At 67.4% G+C, this 15,908-nt stretch carries 17 protein-coding genes; 2 read left to right on the top strand and 15 right to left on the bottom strand.

Features of this window, described 5'->3' with window-relative positions; all coding sequences use genetic code 11:
- The 3 genes from C693_RS0117105 to C693_RS0117095 form a co-directional block, all read right to left on the bottom strand.
- A partial coding sequence (locus tag C693_RS0117105; protein WP_026107512.1) for an AsmA family protein occupies positions 1-216 on the bottom strand: 216 nt, incomplete at its 3' end.
- A 139-nt stretch (positions 217-355) separates the two neighbouring features.
- On the bottom strand, positions 356-1,132 hold the full coding sequence (locus tag C693_RS0117100; RefSeq protein ID WP_017463506.1) for a siderophore-interacting protein: 777 nt from the start codon (positions 1,130-1,132) through the stop codon (positions 356-358).
- Between the two features lie 10 nt (positions 1,133-1,142).
- Positions 1,143-1,826 (bottom strand): PadR family transcriptional regulator, encoded by a 684-nt coding sequence (locus tag C693_RS0117095; protein ID WP_017463505.1) that lies wholly within the window; start codon positions 1,824-1,826, stop codon positions 1,143-1,145.
- A gap of 134 nt (positions 1,827-1,960) precedes the next feature.
- Here C693_RS0117095 and C693_RS0117090 point away from each other — a divergent pair, with 134 nt between their 5' ends.
- Together C693_RS0117090 and C693_RS0117085 are read left to right on the top strand one after the other, a co-directional pair.
- A complete protein-coding gene (locus C693_RS0117090; protein WP_017463504.1) occupies positions 1,961-3,826 on the top strand; it encodes an ABC transporter ATP-binding protein in 1,866 nt (621 codons plus the stop codon).
- Between the two features lie 215 nt (positions 3,827-4,041).
- Positions 4,042-5,604 (top strand): methyl-accepting chemotaxis protein, encoded by a 1,563-nt coding sequence (locus C693_RS0117085; protein ID WP_017463503.1) that lies wholly within the window; start codon positions 4,042-4,044, stop codon positions 5,602-5,604.
- A gap of 21 nt (positions 5,605-5,625) precedes the next feature.
- Here C693_RS0117085 and C693_RS0117080 read toward each other — a convergent pair whose 3' ends face one another.
- The 12 genes from C693_RS0117080 to C693_RS22745 all read right to left on the bottom strand — a co-directional run bounded on the left by C693_RS0117080 (position 5,626) and on the right by C693_RS22745 (position 15,642).
- The gene (locus C693_RS0117080; RefSeq protein WP_017463502.1) at positions 5,626-6,570 is read right to left on the bottom strand and encodes a peptidylprolyl isomerase; all 945 of its coding nucleotides are present in this window, start codon (positions 6,568-6,570) and stop codon (positions 5,626-5,628) included.
- A 109-nt stretch (positions 6,571-6,679) separates the two neighbouring features.
- Complete coding sequence (locus tag C693_RS0117075) at positions 6,680-7,135, bottom strand: WapI family immunity protein (RefSeq protein WP_017463501.1); 456 nt, start codon at positions 7,133-7,135, stop codon at positions 6,680-6,682.
- A gap of 262 nt (positions 7,136-7,397) precedes the next feature.
- Positions 7,398-7,727, bottom strand: coding sequence for a hypothetical protein (locus C693_RS0117070; protein WP_017463500.1), 330 nt, complete (start codon positions 7,725-7,727; stop codon positions 7,398-7,400).
- A gap of 63 nt (positions 7,728-7,790) precedes the next feature.
- Positions 7,791-8,216 (bottom strand): hypothetical protein, encoded by a 426-nt coding sequence (locus C693_RS0117065; RefSeq protein WP_017463499.1) that lies wholly within the window; start codon positions 8,214-8,216, stop codon positions 7,791-7,793.
- The gene (locus C693_RS0117060; protein ID WP_017463498.1) at positions 8,213-8,683 is read right to left on the bottom strand and encodes a GNAT family N-acetyltransferase; all 471 of its coding nucleotides are present in this window, start codon (positions 8,681-8,683) and stop codon (positions 8,213-8,215) included. Before C693_RS0117060 ends, C693_RS0117065 begins: the two co-directional genes overlap by 4 nt.
- Positions 8,684-8,833: 150 nt before the next feature.
- Complete coding sequence (locus C693_RS23865; RefSeq protein WP_157798657.1) at positions 8,834-9,829, bottom strand: hypothetical protein; 996 nt, start codon at positions 9,827-9,829, stop codon at positions 8,834-8,836.
- Positions 9,830-9,886: 57 nt separating this feature from the next.
- Positions 9,887-10,453, bottom strand: a complete 567-nt coding sequence (locus C693_RS22750) for an ankyrin repeat domain-containing protein (RefSeq protein WP_017463497.1) — start codon at positions 10,451-10,453, stop codon at positions 9,887-9,889.
- 51 nt (positions 10,454-10,504) lie between these two features.
- Complete coding sequence (locus tag C693_RS23860; RefSeq protein ID WP_157798656.1) at positions 10,505-10,990, bottom strand: hypothetical protein; 486 nt, start codon at positions 10,988-10,990, stop codon at positions 10,505-10,507.
- Between the two features lie 55 nt (positions 10,991-11,045).
- Positions 11,046-11,336, bottom strand: coding sequence for a hypothetical protein (locus tag C693_RS0117050; RefSeq protein ID WP_017463496.1), 291 nt, complete (start codon positions 11,334-11,336; stop codon positions 11,046-11,048).
- A 119-nt stretch (positions 11,337-11,455) separates the two neighbouring features.
- Positions 11,456-13,492, bottom strand: coding sequence for a hypothetical protein (locus tag C693_RS0117045; protein WP_017463495.1), 2,037 nt, complete (start codon positions 13,490-13,492; stop codon positions 11,456-11,458).
- A 120-nt stretch (positions 13,493-13,612) separates the two neighbouring features.
- Positions 13,613-14,443: a CDP-diacylglycerol diphosphatase gene (locus C693_RS0117040; protein ID WP_157798655.1), complete on the bottom strand. Its 831-nt coding sequence runs from the start codon at positions 14,441-14,443 to the stop codon at positions 13,613-13,615.
- Complete coding sequence (locus C693_RS22745; RefSeq protein ID WP_017463493.1) at positions 14,440-15,642, bottom strand: M23 family metallopeptidase; 1,203 nt, start codon at positions 15,640-15,642, stop codon at positions 14,440-14,442. The genes C693_RS0117040 and C693_RS22745 overlap by 4 nt, the downstream gene beginning before the upstream one ends.
- Positions 15,643-15,908 lie beyond the last annotated feature (266 nt).

Here is a 15,908-nt window from a genome sequence, read left to right as displayed (position 1 = left end):
CCAGCGGCGCCAGCCGGTCTCGTCCTGCGGCCGGCGCCAGTCCACGGTGAGGTCGCCGTGGATGGCGAAGGGGCGGCCGATCGCCTGGCTCACCTTGTCGTCGATGAAGGGCTTGAGGCTGTTCCAGTTGAAGAAGACCGCCACCAGCACCAGCACGACCAGCAGCGCACCGACCACGCCGGCGGTCCAGGCGACGATCCTGCGGCTGCGCTTCATCCCGGTCTCCGGAAGTGGATGAGGTGCCGCCCGCGGTGGCGGGAACGGCGCGCTCCGGGATAGCGGTTCGCGCGGCAAGATTTCGTGGTCTTGCCGTGGATGGGCTCAGCGCCGATTCATCGCCGCGAGCCGGCGTGCGTCAGCCTTCCGCTTTCCAGTAGCCAGTGGCCTTCACGCCGTCTTTCCGCACGCCGCGTTCGACCAGCGCCTGCCGCATGCGACGGGCGCGCGCGGATTCGGCGGCGATCCAGTGGAAGGTTTCGCCGGGCGGCGCCGCCCAGTGGGCGAGTGCCTGTTCCAGCCTCGTGCTGGCCGCGGCTTCGGCGCCGTCGCGCTCCAGCCAGGCGAGGCGCAGCTCGGCGCGCGAGGTCAGGGCCTGGCGGTCGGCGCGCTCGGGAATCTCCACGAATACCTCGGCGCGCTTGCCGGCCGGCAAGTCCTCCAGCCAGCGGCCGATCGCCGGCAGGGCGGTCTCGTCACCGAACATCGCGTAGGTGTCGAAGTCGTCGGCGACCAGCATCGAGCCGCGCGGGCCACCGGCGCCGATGGTCTGCGCCGGCGCGGCCTGCGCCGCCCAGCTGGCGGCCGGGCCGTCGCCGTGCAGCACGAAGTCGATGGTCAGCTCGTTGGCCCCGGCGTCGTGGCGGCGGGGCGTGTAGTCGCGCATCGGCGAGTAGTCCACGCCAGGCGCGTGGATCGGCCCGTCCGGGCCGATCGCCGGACGCACGATCTCGCCGCGGCTGTTGGGGAAGAACAGCTTCACGTGGTCGTCCGGCGCGGCGCTGACGAAGCCGCGCAGCTCGTCGCCGCCGAACACGACGCGGCGCATGTGCGGGGTCAGGGTTTCGACGCGCTGCACTTCCAGTGTGCGGAACACCAGCGGATGGCGCAGGGAGGTATGGACGTGTGTGGTCATCGTCGCGTGTTCACTCCCCGCCACCGCTGGCGATCTCGCTGGCGGCGCGCTCGAGGATCTTCGCCACGCGCTGGCCTTCGGCCTTGTTCCAGTCGGTGCCGCGCATCAGCAGCGCGTGCTTGAGCGCGTGCATCGCCTTGTGCACGGCTTCCGGCATGGCGGCGCGTGCGGCCATGCGGGCGGTGTGACGGGTCTGTTCCATGACCGCCTCGACCGCCGCGCGGTTCTCGTCCAGAAAGGCCTTGCCCTCGGTGGTGATCGCGTAGCGCTTGCGACCGCCGGCCTCCGGCTGCACCTCGGCGTGGCCCAGCTCTTCCAGCATGGTCAGCGTGGGATAGATCGCACCGGGGCTGGGGCTGTACTGGCCGTTGAACATCTCCTCGATGGTGCGGATCAGTTCGTAGCCGTGGCGCGGCTGCTGCTCGATCAGGGCGAGCAGCAGCAGGCGCAGGTCGCCGTGGCCGAACATGCGGCCGCCTCCACGACGGCCGCCACCGCGCAGGCCGCCGCCCAGCTCGGCGAAGGCATCGCCGCGGTCGCCGCCGAACGGGCCGCCGCGCCAGCCGTGGCGACCGGCCTCGCGCAGGTGCTCGCGGGCGTGTTCGAAGAAGGCGCGCCAGTCGCCGCGGTGGAAGGGGCGGTGGTCGTGATGGTCATGGCGGTCGCCGTGGAAGCCGTGGTGATGGCAGCGCATGATGTATCTCCGATATATCGTTGTTGACCCGGAAAAGATATATCGCAAGAATATCGAAAGACAAGTCCCGCCCGTCGGCGGTATTCCTTACCCGATCTTCCCAAGGAGCATCGATGCCTCCTCCCGGTCATGGCATGGGTGGCGGTCGCCACCAGCCGCCGCCCGCGCCCAAGAGCCTGCGCGAGCGTTTTGCCGCCCTGCGCAACGTGCCTGCCTTCCTGCACAGCATCTGGACGACCAGCCGCTGGATGACCCTCACCAGCGTGCTGCTGCGGCTGGTGCGCGCGCTGTTGCCGGTCATCACGCTGTACGTCGGCAAGCTGATCGTCGACGAGGTGGTGCACCAGGTCCGGCTCGGCGGATTCCCGGGCGACCTCACCACCGCATTGCACGACGGCCGCTTCGATCACCTCGCCACGTTGCTGGCGCTGGAGTTCGCGCTGGCGGTGCTGGCCGACCTGCTCGGCCGCGTGGTGGCGATGGTCGACTCGCTGCTCGGCGAGCGCTATGCCGACCTCACCTCGATCCGGCTGATGGAGCATGCCGCCTCGCTCGACCTGGAGGACTTCGAGGACGCCGACCTGCAGGACCAGCTCGACCGGGCCCGCCGGCAGATCGCCGGACGCAGCTCGCTGCTCTCGCAACTGCTGCAGCAGGCGCAGGACGCGATCACGCTGGTGAGCTTCGCGGTGGGGCTGGCCGTCTATGCGCCATGGCTGATCGTGCTGCTGGCGGTGGCGCTGGTGCCGGCGTTCCTGGGCGAGTTCCACTTCAACGCGCAGAGCTACGCGGTGAACTACCAGTGGACACCTGAGCGGCGCGAGCTGGACTACCTGCGCATGGTCGGCGCCAGTGCGTCCAACGCCAAGGAGGTGAAGAGCTTCGGCCTCAACCGTTTCCTGATCGACCGCTACCGTGTGCTGTCGCAGTCGATCTACCTGGCCAACCGCCGCATCGCGCTGCGCCGTGCCAGCTGGGGCGGGCTGTTCACCACGCTGGGCACGATGGGCTACTACGCGGCCTACGCGTTCATCGCCTGGCGCACGGTCACCGGCGCGTTCTCGATCGGCGACCTGACCTTCCTCTCCACCTCGTTCCGCCGCCTGCGCACGCTGCTGGAAACCCTGCTCACCGGCTTCTCGCAGGTGGCCGGCCAGGCGCTGTACCTCGACGACCTGTTCTCGTTCTTCCGGATCCAGCCGGAGATCCTCTCGCCGCCGAATCCACGGCCATTCCCGCGGCCGCTGCGCGAGGGCTTCGTGTTCGAGGATGTCGGCTTCCGCTATCCCGATGCCGAGCGCTGGGCGGTGCGCCATCTCAGCTTCACCCTGCGCGCCGGCGAGGTGCTGGCGCTGGTGGGCGAGAACGGCGCCGGCAAGACCACCCTAGTCAAGCTGCTCTCGCGCCTGTACGACCCGGACGAGGGTCGCATCCTGCTCGACGGCCACCCGCTGGCCGAATACGACCTGGACGACCTGCGGCTGAACATCGGCGTGATCTTCCAGGACTTCGTGCGCTACTACTTCAACGCCTCGGACAACATCGCGGTCGGGCGCATCGAGGCGCGCGAGGACGCGCCGCGCATCGCCGATGCCGCCCGGCGCAGCCTGGCCGACCAGGTGATCGGCAAGCTGCCGAAGGGCTACGCGCAGATGCTCGGCAAGCTGTTCAAGGGCGGCGTGGACCTGTCCGGCGGCGAGTGGCAGAAGGTCGCCATCGCCCGCGCCTACATGCGCGATGCGCCGCTGCTGATCCTCGACGAGCCCACCGCCGCGCTCGATGCGCGTTCGGAGTACGAGGTGTTCCAGCGCTTCAAGGAGCTGTCGCACGGCAAGACCGCGGTGATCATCTCGCACCGCTTCTCCACCGTGCGCATGGCCGATCGGATCATCGTGCTGGAGGGCGGGCGGGTGGCCGAGTCCGGCTCGCACGACGAACTGGTCGCCGCCGGCGGCCACTACGCCGAACTGTTCGAGCTGCAGGCGGCCGGCTACCGCTGAGCGCCTCGCCGGGCCGGCGATGCTGCATTGCGTCGGTACCTGCGGCGTCGAAAGTGCTACCAAGGTCGGCGCGGCAAAACGGCGGGATTCGTAAAGTTTTGCTGTCCACGACCGACATGCGGAGACCACCCGCGATTCCGGCAGAGGCCGGAGGCCGGTGGACGATGTCCCGCCGTTCGGCCGGTACATCCTCGCGACAGGACAAGGGCCGTCTCATGCGCACGTGGTTGGTACCGCTGAAAAACCGCATCGAATCCCTGGCGACGGAGTTCGCCGGCCGCTTCCCCGGCGACTTCGCGCTGGACGGCGGCAAGACCATCGCCGTCGGCGGACGCGATACACCGGTGTTGCGCAGCGGCGGCAAGCCGCTGAACCTGGACTTTTCGCTGCCGGACGGCTTCACCGCCGATCGCGGCGCCACCGCCACGGTGTTCGTGCGCAGCGGGGACGACTTCGTGCGGATCGCCACCTCGGTGAAGAAGAAGGACGGCACCCGCGCGGTCGGCACGCTGCTCGACCGCTCGCACCCGGCCTGGGCGAAGCTGCTGGCGAGAACGCCGTTCACCGGCTACGCCACGATCTTCGGCACCCAGTTCATGACCCGCTACGACCCGGTGCTGGACGCCGGCGGTGAGGTGATTGGCGCGCGCTACGTGGGGCTGGACGTCAGCCACATGCGCAGCCTGGGCATGCCCTGGCGGGTGGCGCTGGCCACCGCAGCCTGCAACCTGGCGATCTGGCTGGTGCTGTGGTGGTGGCTGCCGAGCGGGCACACGACCAAGGTGCTGCTGCTGGCGCTGTTGTCGTGCGGACTGGTGCCGGCGCTGGCCTGGTGGCTGGTCCACCGCAACGTCAGCCGGCCGATGGTCGAGTGCCGGGAAGCGGCGGGCAAGATCGCCGCCGGCGATCTCAGCGCCCAGGTCGCGGTGGACCGGCGCGACGACGTCGGCCAGCTGCTGCAGGCGATCAACGGCATCAGCGTCGGCCTGGCCGACGTGGTGACCCAGGTGCGCCAGGCCAGCGACAGCATCCACACTGCCACCGGCCAGATCGCCGCGGGCACCGCCGACCTCTCGCACCGCACCCAGGACCAGGCCGCTTCGCTGGAGGAGACTGCCGCGGCGATGGAAGAGCTCACCGCCACCGTGCGCCAGAACGCCGACCACGCCCGCCAGGCCGACACCCTGGTGGCCAGCGCGGCGCAGCAGGCGAAGGAGGGCGGCGCGCTGGTCGAGCAGGCCGTGGCCAGCATGGGCGACATCAAGACCAGCTCCGAGCGCATCGGCGACATCGCCGGCCTGATCGACGGCATCGCGTTCCAGACCAACATCCTCGCGCTCAACGCCGCGGTGGAGGCCGCCCGCGCGGGTGAGCACGGCAAGGGCTTCGCCGTGGTGGCCGCCGAGGTGCGCGAACTGGCCCAGCGCGCCGCGGCGGCGGCACGCGAGATCAAGGAGCTGATCCAGAGCGCAGTGGCGACCGTCGATACCGGTGCCGACCTGGTCGACCGCGCCGGCGAGTCCACCCGTCGCATCGCCCAGGCCATCCAGAAGTCCGCCGGGCTGATGAGCGAGATCGCCGCGGCCAGCGAGGAGCAGAGCAAGGGCATCGCCGAGGTCGGCTCGGCGGTCACCCAGATGGACGAGGCGACGCAGAGCAATGCCGCGCTGGTGGAAGAATCCGAAGCCGCCTCGCACAGCCTGCAGGAGCAGGCCGAACGCCTGCGTCAGGCGGTGTCGGTGTTCCGCACCGCCGACCAGGTATCGCGCGCGCCCTGATCTTCCAGGGCGCGAAGCGGCTTACTGCTTCGTGTCGGGGTCGCGCGTCGGCACGCTGATACTGCACAGGTCGATCTTGCCGGCCGGGCGGGTGTAGAACGCATCGCGGCGGTTGCGCTTGGCCTCGATCAGCCTGGCGAAGCTGGCGCTGTCGGTGCGCAGCACCTGCACCTTCGGGCGCGCGGCCGGCGGCAGGTCCGCGGCCAGCCGCACCGAGACGATCGGCGTGCGCTGTTCGGCCTTCTCGTAGAAGCCCAGCGGGCCGGTGCCACGCGGCAGCGCCGAGAGGTATTGCATGCCCTCGATCACCCGGCCGGCCACCGCCAGGTTGCGGTCCAGCCCGCGTGGCGCCTGGCCGATGATCGCGTACAGCGAGTTGCCGTTGCCGGTGGTCGGGCCGACGTCGCGCGCCACGCCCACGGTGCCGTAGCAGTGGGTGATCCACTCCTCGTGGCTGGCCGGGTCGCGCGCCACTGGGAAGCCCTCGGAGAAACCCACTTCCGGCGCGTACATGTCGCCGTCCGGCAGCCGGGTGAAGGTGAGCTTCGGGTCCAGCGGGCGGGTGAACTCCGGCGGCAGCGTCTTCTTCGCGGTGCCCAGCGGCTTCATCTTCGAGCGGTCCGCATTGTCGTCGTCGTTCGGGTCGCCCCACTGCGTGACGAAGTTGTCCTGCACGCGGATGATCGCCAGCCCGTCGAAGTAGTGCTCATGCGTCATGGTGCGGATGTTCGCCGCATGCAGCGGCGTGAAGTCCGGCGCCAGCTCGATCAGCACCCGATGCCCGCCGGCCAGCGTCATCACCAGCAGGTTGTCCGGATCCGGCGTGCGCCACTCGGCCGGCTTCGACGCGGCGAGAATCTCCTTGGGCGTCAGCGAGGGCTTCGGCTTGGCCTGGTCGCCCAGCGCGGGCAGCGAGGCGAGCAGGCAGGCGGCGAGGGCAAAAGCGGTCGGGCGAAGGCTAGGCATGACGTCCCCTGGGTGGCGGTAGTGCAGGGGAGGGACGGTAGCAGACGCCCAAGGCGTGGCGTCACTTGGAGTGATGGATGTTCCCCGGCGAGGCCCAGATCGGCAGCGTCTATCTCTTCGGGTTCTTCGGCGGGAACTTCCCAAGAATCGCTTTGCACTCCGCGATGAGGCCTGGCAGGAAAGTCTGGTCCAGACCTTCCGTGTAGGTATGGGACTCCGCCAGCTGATTGGGTGTCAGAGAGATCCTTACCTCGATATGCCCACCCGTCAGCGCCCGCAGCGAAACGTCCAGATTGGGCTCCATGCATTCCAGTCGAGCCTGCCCGTGCAGGCTCCGGTAAAGAACTTCGAGCTGCTCGATCAGCATCTGGATTTCGCCGAGATGGACGATCGGTCCATCCACGCGGACGGAGGTGCCCGGGGACCGGCACTCCGCGGTGACATTGAGCCAGTTGCCGTCCCAGTAGTCCTCGGATTCGGGAAACTGGCGGTTGTGGACCCATAGCCGGAGTCCGGCGATACGGAGGTCCGGATCGCCGAGGGTGTGCGTGCTGCGAGCGTCCATGCGTCGTGTCCGGGCTCCAGTGAGGGCTTGGCGACCTTCATGCGCCGCGACTTGGGGACGGGGCGGACGCATGTGCAGCCGAGAGGGCAGGATCACCTATTTCGTGTCCGGAAGGTAACCGGGTCACGTTGGGTGTTGTATCGCCACGCTGGACGATCGCGAAAGAACTTCGGCTTCCCGCGGATAGTGCGTTCCGATGCGGCTGCGTGGATTGCGGCCCGGACCGGCCCTATCACCGCGCCTTGGCTCGGGAAAGCGCACCTTATCCGGCCCGCAAGAACGCCCAGGCGGTACCGACAACCAGCCACGCCGCCCCCGTGAGCATGGCCGCCCACATCGCCTGACGCCGTGGCCGCACCGCTGGCGTGTGGCGTGAGGCCCCGGCCAGCATTGCTGCGCCGGACACCACCACCACGCTGAGTCCCGCGAAGCTCCACACGATCCAGCCCGGAATCACCACGAAGGTATCGTGGTAGCTGCCGGCCAGGTGGACATGCCAGGCGAGCGTGGCGCCGAACAGCAGCGCAACTGTCAGGACTACGGCGCCAAGGGCGAGGAGGGTGATGGCCCAAATTGAGCGTCTGGATTTCATGCCTGACGATGCCGGTTGCTTGAAGAAGGGCTGATGTCCAGCGTGGGTGTGGGCCTGACCCTTTCAGGTCGGCGTCGATCTGTTGCTGGTGTTACGGGTCGCGGGCCGCACGGTGTGGGCGGTGCGGACGGCCTCCAGCCGCGCGGCCTGTGCTTCACTGAGTGGTGCATGCCGGGCCTTCCTTAGCAGCTTCTCGAACAGGTATCCCGATCGGAAGAAGTACGGGCGGAGCTCGACGAAGCAGATCGCCGCCTCCATCGTCTCCGGGTCGCCCGCGGCCAGTCGTTCGAAGGCCCCGTCGAGCCCGCCCGGGAACGCCAGTCGATCGTAGCGGGCATGAAACTCCTCGCAGGCGCGCTGCCATTGCTGGCGCTTTGCCTCGCTCTGGTCGCGCTTGCGAACGGTCGCGTGGATGCGGTCGTGCAGCCTCGCGATCTCGTCCGCGTTCCTGCGGATCTGCGCTTTCAGGCGGTCGGTGGTGTCGGTCATGGCGGCGCCAGCGGCTTGGTCATGGAGATGCAGGCCAGGGTGACGCCAAGGGTCGAGCGATAGGTGGATGTGGCCTCAACGGCGAATCCGAGGCGCCGGTAGAACGGTGCGGCATTGAGGGTGGCGTCGAGATGGATGGAGGTCAGGCCGGCATCCCGCGCGAGACGTTCGAGGTGATTCATCAGCGCTCGCCCCACGCCGTGTCCCATCCAGTCCGGCCGCACGAAGATCGCATCGATCTTCCCGGAGGCGAGGTCGATCATGCCCGTGCCCACCAGGCGGTCGTCGATCTCCGCGACGTGGAATGCATCGGCCACGCAACGGGCAAACGACGCGGACATTGCACCTGAGGTCCAGATCTCCAGGTCCTGCTCGGCATAGCAACCCGCGCACTGCGCCAGGATCGCTTCGCGCCGGATGGCGAAGGCTATGGGTGCGTCTGCGGCGGTGGCTTTGCGGATGTGCATGGTTTATGGAAATTGCCTGATCGGGGTGGGGTCGCAGCTTATTTATGCCGACTATGTGGGCCTGGTCTCGTTCGGATTAAAATTGCGGTTTCATTTACCCGAAGCTGGCATTCGTATCGTGTTCGTAAGCGACCTTGAATAATTTGGCATCTATTTGAGAGATGCCAGCCAATCTCGAAGTCGTTCCACGGAGGTCCACCACGCTGCAACTTCATCTCGATCTGGTTGATGTGATTGGCCGGAGTCGTCTTTGTATATGAGTTCACCGCGGTGCGCGATCTTGTTCCTGCAGCGGAACAGGTGATCGATGCTTTGGTAATCTTTGAGGGATGCTTCTTTGTAACTAATGCCAAAGGCTTCGCGTGCAATGGGGTCCAGTAAATCCGTCACCCGAACAGATATCTTTGCTCGATCTTCCAGATAGTCGAAGGCCGATCCGGCAGGTGATGCCGCCGCGAAGTAGTGCCGTTTAACCAGTATCTCTGCACAGATGGCTAGCTCTAGCACCGTTCGACGAAGGTTGCCCTCGAACCACGCCGTCTGAGCATCAGATAGCAGCGTAAGATCGAGTGGTAATTCGCGTGGTGATTTCAGATGTTCGATAAGTTCCGGTATCCGGCTCGTCGTGAGTTTTTGGACACCCAGCTCTCCATGTAGGCCGGGGATCGGCTCAGCCACTATGACACGCGACGGCGCAAGCCTTGCACCATGCGCGTCATACCAAACCGGCGAGGAAAGAGATTGATCCCAACTGGGGATGGGGTGTAGCAAAGGTGTCATAAGAGAATAGCGAAAGTAATCAATAAATCGATTCGCTACTTCTCTGGCAAAGTTGTTGTAGTTGCCGAGGCGATTGCGGAGAAATGTATCTAAACCCGTAGAATCTCGTACGCCTTCGGCGTTTTGAATGACGCTTGGAATGTCTTCTGACTCGTGGCGAGTTATAGAGATTTGGATGGCGCGAATGCTGGTTGTCCAGTCTGTCTCGTCTCTCCCTTTCATTTTCCATGACGCGGATGGAAGGATTTGGATGGCTGCGTGAAAATCTGCCTCGGTTATTTCTATTTTGACATCATCATTTGATGGAGTCTTGATCAGGCACTCGCCTGGTATTGGGATTTCAAATCGCGCGGTAAGGAGGGGCATGTTGGGTTGCCGTAATTGATTGTTGGAAGTGTCGTGGTCGATTGGTTTGGTTCGCCTTCACGAGGGATCAAAGCCACCTCCAGGACTTTTTTTTTCTGAGAACAGTTCCAGGAGGCGGGAATTTTCGCTCCTAAGAGCATTGTCGCGAGCAGTAAAGGAGAGCCCGTTGGGATCGTCCATCGTGGCGCCAGCTTTCAGCAGGCGCTCGACACACCGGATACGCTCGAACGAAACCGCGTTGTACAGGGGTGTGGTACCGAGATCCCCTTGCGCGTTGACTTCGGCGCCGCCAGCAAGCAGCAGGTCGATCGCTCCGATGTCTCCCCAGACGCAGGCGACGTGCAGAGGGGTGTCGTCGTCAGCCCTGGTCGAACGCGCGGTGACCGGCGGTTCGAACATCATGTTCTCGCCCATGTATTCCAGCAGGGCGTCAAGGCTCGACCAGTGGGAGTCGTGCTCGAACCGGGTGCCCCAGATGTGCTCGTTGAAATAGGCCTGCGGCGTGCTGGACTGTTGCAGGGCGGCAACGGTCTCCGGGGGAACGTCGAACACCTCGTAGCAGGGAAACCCGGGTAGCTCGACCCAAAGCGTGCGGGACTCTTCGTCGTAGGAAAGAATGCGCATGCGTCGTCCTGCGTTGAAGTGGAGATATCTCTCGTGTCGGCTTTGCCGAGGTCATGCCGGGCGGGCGGGTTCCGTGTGAAGGGCCGGCCGCATGCTTTGTTGCTCGCAGCGCGCGTCATGGCGGCGGCATAGCCCACCGCGTACGGCGGAAAACGCCTTGCCGCTTGTTCCCACTAGAACCGCTTTGCAGTTGAACGGGTCTCCGAGCGTACTGAAAAGGTCAGGGTCGCGGGCGTCTCCGAAGGAGCCGAATTCGACCAGGATTCTTGCCCGGATAACCCGGGATGGCGGGAAGCCGGCTCTGGCAAGTGAGGCGGAAAGGTAGCCCCCGTACCTGACGATGAGGTTGCTGGCGACCGGACGCTTCGGATCCGTCTCCCTGGACAGGAGATCCAGCTCTACCGTACGAGATTCGCGATCTTCGGTCTCGTTTCGAAGCTGTCCGATACCCCAATAACCGAAGACGTCATTGTTCCGGCTGACGAAGGTCTCGACGAGACCGCTCGCGATGCTTTTCAAAGCTCGGGATCCGGGCATGTGTATGCCTCCTTACTTCACATGCGCAGGTTGCAAAGGACCTGTTCCATAGTCCCTAGGGTCCCCAGTAGTCGAACCTGAAGGTCGTGCCTGTGGGAATGTCAAAAGCGGCATCGCTGCCGCACTCGATCTTGTGGCGACCTGGAGAGACCAAACCCGACTCGCCGATCCTGTGGGGCCAGATTCTGCCATCCAGCTTGATCGGGCCACACGCCCCGCCGTTGTCGTCTGCGACCACCAGATAGGTCCTTCCGTCGACCGACTTTTCAACGGACCCTCTGAGCGGTCGATCAGAGCAGTCAGTCAGGCAGATCAACGCCACATACACCACGACAAGTTTGCGCATCCATGCCTCCATGGCCCGGCGGTGCCGACGCCCCCTGTATCGTCACCTGCGGTCATCAAACGGATTTGACGTCGTTCGCGGCGAGGGCGGGCAGGCCCGATTCCTCAATGCAACCGGTATCAATCATTGCATTTTGCTCCCGCTGTTCCCGGCGCCGGAATCGCCAGATACACCGTGCTCCACAGCTGCGCCGCGTTCGATTCGTCCGCGTCCTTGCCGCTCGCGCCGAAGGCGGCGACCTGGTAGCGGCCGTCGGCGTAGTGCCAGGACCACAGTTCCGAGTTGCTCATGTCGCGGGTGGCGTCGATGGCGTGCCACAGGCAGGCCTGTGCGCTTTCGAGGTGCCTGCGGGTGTTGACCGGCAGGTCGGTGCGGGTGAGCTGGCGGGCGAGGCCGGCGGCGGTGAGGGCCTGCTGCCAGGACCACACCACGGTGCCGTGGTAGGCGCCGGGAGTGAAGCGCGCCTGTTCCGCGGCCGTCGCGAAGGCGGGGTTGGCGACCAGCATGCCGACCGGGGTCATCAGGCCGGCGGGGAACGGGCGGCGCAGCAGTTCGGCTTCGGCGTCGAGCTGCGCGGGACTCGGGTGGCCGAACAGCAGGGCGAAGCCGCCGTCGCTGTTCTGCACGCGGATCGGGTGGCCGTCGGCATCCAGCGACAGCGCCTGGAATCGCACGGGCCGGTCGCCGACGGCTTTCAGCGCGGGCGTGTTCGGCACGCCCATGGCCTTGGCGTAGGCGGCGATGTCCTGCTTCGCGGCGGCCGTGTCGACGTGGACGGTGAACAGCGCGGGGGCCTTCTCGCGCCACACCTTGGCGGCGCGGGCGAGGCCGTCGAGCATCGCCTTGTCCTGCGCGTTCGCATACGGCGCGAGCAGGCCGCTGCGGTTGAGCGCGTTGGCGGCGTCGAGCGCGGCGGGAATGAGGATCGCGTTGACGTCGTAGGCGTAGCGTCCGCCGCCGAGACCGTCGTTGCTGTCGCGCCAGTCGCCCACCGGCACGCCGGGCTTGAGCGAGACCAGATTCGCCGCGACGGGATCGGCGGCGAAGGCCTTCGTATGCGCCGCGATGTAGCGCAGGTTGCGCATCAGCGCATCGCCGGCGTGGGCGTCGCCCAGCTTGCCGGCGAGGAACGCCTTGGCGCGGGTCTGGCCGCGCGCGTCGTCGAGCAGCCAGGCCTGCGTCACCGGGGCGAGCAGGTAGTCGCTGTCGACCATCTTGTAGTCGTACACCGGGGCGTCGGAGCGCGAGCCGTCGGTCTTCATGTGGTCGAGGATGGCGAACTCGCCGATGTCCTCTTCGTGCGCCACCTGGCCGTCGGGCGACAGGCGCTCCAGCACCGAGCGCAGGCCGGTCTCCACCGCCTGCGGCTGCAGGGCCGGCATCAGCAGGCGCACCGACATCAGCGTGTCGCGGCCGAAGTAGGTGTCGAAGCGCCAGGAACCGGCGAGGTACTTCTCGCGGTAGCTGAGGAAGGCCAGTGCCTCGCGCGCGGCGCGGTCGTTCTGCGCGTGTCCGTTGAGCAGGGCTTGGCCGGACACCGGCGTGAGCGGCTTCTCGCCGGAGAGTGCGGTGATGGTCAGCGTGATGTCGCCATCGGGGCCGGCGACGAAGCGGCCGTCCTTGAGTGCGCCGTGCACGGCGGTGAGCGAGAGCGCATAACCGGGGGCGCCGTCGAGGCGATCGCGCGACCAGGCGAGGGTGTTGCCGTTTGCGCGCGCGTCGGTGAGCACGGGCTTCGGCGCGGTGCCCAGGCCCTGGTAGTCGCGCAGTACGCGGATGCTGGAGAGCACGGCCTGCTTCGGCGCCAGCGCGGCGGTGTGGAGGGTGGCGGTGAAGCGCACGCCGTGCAGCGGACGTCCCTTCGCGTCGGCCTGGGTCAGTGGCGTGGCCGGGCCATCGAAGCGCCATGTGACCGGTGAGGGCACCGCATCGAACCACAGCCCCACGCCGCTGTTGCCGGCAGGGAAGGCGACGATCAGCCGTGGGTCCGTGCCCGAGCGCAGCACGATGTGCGCGGCGACGTCGCCCTGGCGCACGAAGCGGTTGAGGTTGAGGCCTTCGCTGCGGTCGAAGGTTTCCGCGCCCGTCGCCAGCGTCGCCTGCGCCACGCCCAGCACCAGTGCGCCGATCGCGCCCACCCATTGCCTTACCTGCATCGGATCGTCCCGTCGTGTTCGCCGGTCGGTGCCCGGCCGAACGGCCATGCTAGCGCGCTGGCGGACGCAAGAACGTCGTACTGTCGCCCATGGGGTGGGGCGGGTGTCTTCCCGTGCGGGTCAGAGCGCCGGCGGGCGTCGGGCCAGCGTGCAGTCGACGTCCTGCAGTTCTTCGGTGTTGGCGCGGTCGTCGGGACCGATCCGGTCGCTGAGCAGGATGAAGCCGGGTCGGGCCGGGCCGCGCGAGGCGCCGACCACGGCGAGCCCGTGCATGGCCATGTGGTCACCCGCGGGCAGGGCGCGGGCGAGGTCGGCGAAAGGATTGATGTGCAGATCGACACCATCCACCCAGCGCGCCATGTAGCGATGGCCGTGGGGCGGCAGGCCGACGGGCAGCCAGCGCCAGCGGTAGGAGATGTGCCGCAGCTGGCGGGCGAGCGCATCGCGCACGTCGCGGCGCATGCAGTCGACGTGGATGTGCAGCTGGTTCTGCGAACGCCCCTCCGGCGAGTTCACCACCAGGCCGAGCGACTCGCGCGGCTGCGTCGAGCCAAGCGCGGCCTCCACGTACAGCCGTGCGCGCCAGGCTGCGGCGAGGTAGTTGGGCGCGTCGGGCCGGATCAGTTCCGGGCTCTCGATGCCCTGCGTGCGGGCCAGCGGCAGCACCAGGTACTGGTAGGCGCCGTGGCGGTCCTTCAGCACGGCGTAGCCGCCCGGCCCCTGGTGCACGGCGGCGCAGGGCGAGGGCGGGTAGACGCCGCTCGCTGCCGCGGGGGCACAGTGGTCGTGGACGATTTTCCAGAGAGCGTCCGGATCCTCGTGATGCGTGGCCTTCCAATCGGCCTGCGGCACCATTGCCGCTCCAGCCTGGGATTGCGCCTGCGCTGTCGCGCTCAGGCCGAAGGCCAGGGCGAGGGCGGCGAACACGGTGCGGGAGGCGAGGGAGGTCACGAAGTCTGCTGCACGCTGGCGATGAGGTGGCGGAGGCGTTTGCGCTGGTGGGTGTCGAGCCGCGCGGCGACGGTCAGTGGAGCGTGGCGCAGGGGGTCGACGCGTACACCATGTTCCCAGATCTCGTAGTAAAGGTGGGGTCCGGTGGAGAGCCCGGTGCTGCCGACGTAGCCGATCACCTGCCCCTTGTGCACCCGGCTGCCCGGGTGCAGCTTCGCGGCGAAGCGACTCAGGTGGCCGTAGCGTGTACGCAGCCCGTGGGCATGTCGGATCTCCACCACCCGGCCGTAGCCGCCGTGCCAGTCGCACAGGCTGACGGTGCCGTCCATCGCCGCATGCACCGGGGTGCCGATGGGGGCGGCGTAGTCGATGCCGCGATGGAACTCGCGTCCGCCCAGCACCGGCTGGATGCGCCAGCCCCAGCCGGAGGAGATCCGCGCGTGGTTCACCGGGTGGCGCGGCCGCAGCACTTCGAAGCCCCGGCCGTGGGCGCTGACGACGTAGTCGTGCCCCTTGGCATCGATGTAGTGATACGCCCGCCACATGTGGCCGTGGGCTTCCAGCGCCACCATCGCCAGCCGGTGGCCCGCGCCGTGGCGAGGATCCTCCAGCATCGCGAGGCGGTAGTGGCTGTCCTTCGGCAGGGTCGCCGGCAGGTGCCAGACGTGGTGCGCGTAAGCGGCCAGGGCCTCCACCACCGGACGCCGGCCGACCACGTCGGCCAGGGCGCTGGCGAGCCGCGTGGCCGCCGGCAGCGGCTCGGTGACAGTCACCTGCGAGCGCAGCGGGTGCGTGGCCGACGCTCCGGCGCCGGCGAGCGGCACGGTGACCACCGACGCACGGATGCCGACCAGGCTGGCCACGGTCGGCTCCTGCGCGGCTCGATGTCGCCCGGCGCGATCGGACCGCACGCGCAGGCGGTCGATCGTGGCGGGGTGACCGTCGACCCGGGCGATGCACAGCTCCAGATGATCGCCGGGGCGCATGCTGCGCAGCGCGTGGCGGTCGGTGTCGCCGGCGCGGGCCAGCCAGTTGGCGAAGGCATGCGCGTCCACGCCATCGCGGCGCGCCAGCGCCACCGCGGTGTCACCCGGGCGGATGTCGTGATGGTGGGAAATGCAGGAGGTTTCGACGGGATGGGCCGGCACGGCGGCAACGCACATCAACCACAGGGAACACGCCAGGAGCCATCGCTTCATCCACTTCCTCGTCTGCTTGGTTGCCGGCCGATCGTCATCCCGGCAACGCGGTCACCGCTGCGCTCGCCGTGACGACGGGCCGCAGGCCGGTGCGCTGCGCGTGCAGCGGGATGAGGTTGGTTGCAGATGCCCCCAGGGCCACGCGTGCGGTCCGCAGGCGGGCAAGCGGCAGGTGGGACAACGCTCCAGCGCTGGTGTTCCCCCGATCCGGCGCAGCTTCCTGCGAAATGTGTGTGCCGTGTCGATGCCGCAAAAAGCGACGGCCC

The organism is Dyella ginsengisoli LA-4, from assembly GCF_000334915.1.
In the GTDB taxonomy this organism is placed as follows: Bacteria; Pseudomonadota; Gammaproteobacteria; order Xanthomonadales; family Rhodanobacteraceae; genus Dyella_A; species Dyella_A ginsengisoli_A.
The sequence above is the reverse complement of the archived record's forward strand: the minus strand, read 5'-3'. Positions and strand labels throughout refer to the sequence as shown.